General features: G+C 61.2%; 4 protein-coding genes. 1 reads left to right on the forward strand and 3 read right to left on the reverse strand.

Going from position 1 to position 4,123, the window contains the following annotated elements:
* Window positions 1–117 precede the first annotated feature (117 nt).
* The 3 genes from ccoM to HU811_RS25600 form a co-directional block, all read right to left on the reverse strand.
* Window positions 118–234 carry a cytochrome c oxidase subunit CcoM gene (gene ccoM, locus HU811_RS27635; RefSeq protein ID WP_025212288.1) on the reverse strand — a complete coding sequence of 39 codons (117 nt, stop codon included), beginning with the start codon at window positions 232–234 and terminating at the stop codon, window positions 118–120.
* Between the two features lie 147 nt (window positions 235–381).
* Entirely contained in the window at window positions 382–543 is a 162-nt protein-coding gene (locus tag HU811_RS25595; RefSeq protein ID WP_092397146.1) for a hypothetical protein, read from the reverse strand.
* Window positions 544–636: 93 nt separating this feature from the next.
* Window positions 637–978 (reverse strand): aspartate-semialdehyde dehydrogenase, encoded by a 342-nt coding sequence (locus HU811_RS25600; protein ID WP_092397144.1) that lies wholly within the window; start codon window positions 976–978, stop codon window positions 637–639.
* Window positions 979–1,226: 248 nt separating this feature from the next.
* On the opposite strand from HU811_RS25600, the gene rapA reads away from it, so the two are divergent.
* The gene (rapA, locus tag HU811_RS25605; RefSeq protein ID WP_186658835.1) at window positions 1,227–4,073 is read left to right on the forward strand and encodes an RNA polymerase-associated protein RapA; all 2,847 of its coding nucleotides are present in this window, start codon (window positions 1,227–1,229) and stop codon (window positions 4,071–4,073) included.
* Window positions 4,074–4,123 lie beyond the last annotated feature (50 nt).

Below are 4,123 nucleotides of genomic sequence, written 5' to 3' on the forward strand. Positions count from 1 at the left end.
GCTTTCGCGAGCAAGCCCGCTCCCACAAGGAAAGTGGTGCAGGCCTGAAAAAACCCAAAAAAAAGGGCGACCGAAGTCGCCCAAAATGCCTTGCGTGCTCGTTGTCGCTGGAAAGACCTACGGCTTTTTGCGCTTGTGTGCATCTTTCCAGATGAATAATCCAAAGCCGGCGAAAAACACGAACATGAGGCCGACGGTCAACACTCCGGCAAACACCACATTATCGAAAAACATGACTGGCCTCCTGGTCTTGCCCCTGTTGCGATGGGGTCAAGTTAACCAATCAGGCCTGGATGAAAATTGACCGGAGTCAATAACGCTCGCGACGCGGCGAAAAGGAGGGGAAATAACTGATCTGTATCAATGAATGGAGGGGGGCTGTCAGCGCTTTTTTGGTTTTTTCTTGGTTTTTTTCTGGGTTTTGCCCAACGGCATGGCTTGCTCGAAAGCCTGGCGGACTTCGTTAAGGCGCTTTTCGTTGAGGTCGTGAACGCGTTTGGCGCGCTCAGCGCTGAGGTCGATCAGTTTGTCGTCTTGGCTCATGGCGTGTCGGCATCGTGCGGTAAATGGCGGATGCGCCCATGATGGCGGCTGTTGGCGGTGTTGACCAGCCTGCAGGTGTTGGCAAAGCCTGGATCAGACCTGAATATCGACCCACAAACCCTGACGCTCCTCTCCCTCTATCAGCGGCACCACAGGCACGGTGTTATCGGCGTTCAGTTCAGTACCGGGTACGGCCAGGTGCGCTTCAGGATCTTCGTCGGCTTCGCGGCGGCGCTTGTGGCGTTCCTGCTGGCGCTGTTGCTCCTCGCGCAGCAACAGCGCAGCCTCCTCCGGGTCGCGATTTTTCAGGTCGATGGTGCTTTCATTGGAGCTTTGCTGCACCGGGACCACGGGCGGTATGTCCGGTCGCTGGCGGACCGGATCCTGTTGAGCGGTGATGGGTACGGCGCTCAAAGGGAGCATGGGTGGCAACATAAAGGTCTCCTGTCTTCAGGTTGTCGGCTGAGCGAGGAACAGCTTGAACCGCTGGTCTGAAACTTGTGACCCGGTTGGCATTATCACAATAGGCCGGGCCGAGCTTGTTTGATCACTTAGCACACTTAAGTTCCGCACCGCCGGTAAGTAATCCATGCCTATGGCGACCCGATGTCTACGTAAATCCTTTGGTCTGAGGGATCATTCCGTTAAGATAACCGGCTTTTTCAAGGCGGGAGTCAGGCAGCATGGCGCAGCAGTATCAACCGGGGCAACGCTGGATCAGTGACAGCGAAGCCGAGCTGGGTTTAGGCACCGTTCTGGCACAGGACGGCCGCTTGTTGACCGTGCTCTATCCGGCCACTGGCGACACTCGCCAGTACGCGCTACGGAATGCGCCCCTCACCCGCGTGCGGTTTTCGCCGGGCGACGTGATCACTCACTTCGAAGGCTGGAAAATGACCGTGCGTGAAGTCGACGATGTCGACGGGCTGCTGGTCTACCACGGCCTCAATGGGCAGAACGAGGTTGTCACTCTGCCGGAAACCCAGCTGTCGAACTTTATCCAGTTCCGCCTGGCCAGCGACCGTCTGTTCGCCGGCCAGATCGACCCGCTGGCATGGTTTTCCTTGCGCTACCACACCCTGGAACACACCAGCCGCCAGTTGCAATCGCCGCTCTGGGGCCTGGGCGGCGTACGTGCCCAGCCCATCGCCCACCAGTTGCACATCGCCCGTGAAGTGGCCGACCGCATTGCGCCGCGGGTATTGCTGGCGGACGAAGTGGGCCTGGGCAAGACCATCGAAGCCGGCCTGATCATCCACCGTCAACTGCTCTCCGGCCGCGCCAGCCGCGTGCTGATCCTGGTACCGGAAAACCTTCAGCACCAGTGGCTGGTGGAAATGCGTCGGCGCTTCAACCTGCAGGTCGCCTTGTTCGACGAAGAACGCTTCATCGAAAGCGATGCCAGCAACCCGTTCGAAGACACCCAATTGGCCCTGGTGGCGCTGGAGTGGCTGGTGGACGATGAGAAGGCCCAGGACGCGCTGTTTGCCGCCGGCTGGGACCTGATGGTGGTCGACGAAGCCCACCACCTGGTCTGGCACGAAGATCAGGTCAGCCCGCATTACGCCCTGGTCGAACAGCTTGCCGAGACGATTCCCGGCGTGCTGCTGCTGACCGCGACCCCGGAACAGTTGGGCCAGGACAGCCACTTCGCCCGTCTGCGCCTGCTGGACCCGAACCGCTTCCATGACCTCAAGGCCTTTCGCGCCGAGAGCGAAAACTATCGCCCGGTGGCCGAGGCCGTGCAGGAATTGCTGGACAAGGGCCGTCTCTCGCCCGAGGCGCACAAGACCATTCACGGCTTCCTGGGGAACGAAGGCGAAGCGCTCCTGACCGCCGTCAATGATGGCGATGTCGAAGCCAGCGCCCGTCTGGTCCGTGAGCTGCTGGACCGTCATGGCACCGGCCGCGTGCTGTTTCGCAATACGCGCGCCGCCGTACAGGGTTTCCCGGAGCGCAAGCTGCACGCCTATCCGCTGCCATGCCCGGATGAGTACCTCGAACTGCCGTTGGGCGATCACGCCGAGCTGTACCCGGAAGTCAGCTTCCAGGCTCAGCCGGACGCCAACGAAGAACAGCGCTGGTGGCGTTTCGACCCACGGGTCGAGTGGCTGATCGATACGCTGAAGATGCTCAAGCGCACCAAAGTGCTGGTGATCTGCGCCCACGCCGAGACCGCCATGGACCTGGAAGATGCCCTGCGCGTGCGTTCCGGCATCCCGGCGACGGTGTTCCATGAAGGCATGAACATCCTGGAGCGCGACCGAGCGGCGGCTTACTTCGCCGACGAAGAGTTCGGTGCCCAGGTGCTGATCTGCTCGGAAATCGGCAGTGAAGGCCGCAACTTCCAGTTCGCCCACCATTTGGTGTTGTTCGACCTGCCGTCGCACCCGGACCTGCTGGAGCAGCGTATTGGCCGTCTGGACCGGATCGGCCAGAAACACACCATCGAGCTGCATGCGCCGTACCTGGAAACCAGTCCGCAAGCACGGCTGTTCCAGTGGTATCACGAGGCTCTGAACGCGTTTCTCAATACCTGCCCGACCGGCAACGCCTTGCAGCACCAGTTCGGCCCGCGCCTGCTGCCCTTGCTGGAGGAAGCCGATGACGGCCAGTGGCAAGCCTTGATCGACGAAGCCCGCGCCGAACGCGAACGCCTGGAGGCCGAGTTGCACACCGGCCGCGACCGTCTGCTGGAGCTCAACTCCGGCGGCGCGGGTGAAGGCGATGCGCTGGTGGAAGCCATTCTCGAACAAGACGACCAGTTCGCCCTGCCGATCTACATGGAAACGCTGTTCGATGCGTTCGGCATCGACAGCGAGGACCATTCGGACAACGCGCTGATCCTCAAGCCGAGCGAAAAAATGCTCGATGCCAGCTTCCCGCTGGGCGACGACGAAGGCGTGACCATCACCTACGACCGCAACCAGGCGCTGTCTCGCGAAGACATGCAGTTCATTACCTGGGAGCACCCGATGGTGCAAGGCGGCATGGACCTGGTGCTGTCCGGCTCCATGGGCAATACCGCCGTAGCGCTGATCAAGAACAAAGCCCTCAAACCCGGCACCGTGTTGCTGGAACTGCTCTATGTCAGTGAAGTGGTTGCCCCGCGCGCCCTGCAATTGGGCCGTTACCTGCCGCCGGCCGCCCTGCGCTGCCTGCTGGACGCCAATGGCAACGACCTCGCCGCCCGAGTCTCGTTCGAGACGTTGAACGATCAATTGGAAAGCGTGCCCCGGGCCAGCGCCAACAAGTTCATCCAGGCACAGCGTGACCAACTCTCGCCACGGATCAACGCCGGTGAAGAGAAGATCGCCCCGCGTCACGCCGAACGCGTGGCCGAAGCCCAGCGTCGCCTGGCAGCCGATACCGACGAAGAACTGGCGCGCCTGACCGCCCTGCAAGCGGTCAACCCGACGGTACGCGACAGCGAACTGGTGGCTCTGCGCCAACAGCGTGAGCAAGGTTTGGCGATGCTTGAGAAAGCGGCACTGCGCCTGGAGGCCATTCGAGTGTTGGTGGCGGGCTGATTACCACTAACTGAAGGCTGTTTGGATTCAACCGTGGCGGGGGGGGGGGG

Origin of the sequence: Pseudomonas tehranensis (assembly GCF_014268615.1) — a bacterium.
GTDB lineage: Bacteria > Pseudomonadota > Gammaproteobacteria > Pseudomonadales > Pseudomonadaceae > Aquipseudomonas > Aquipseudomonas tehranensis.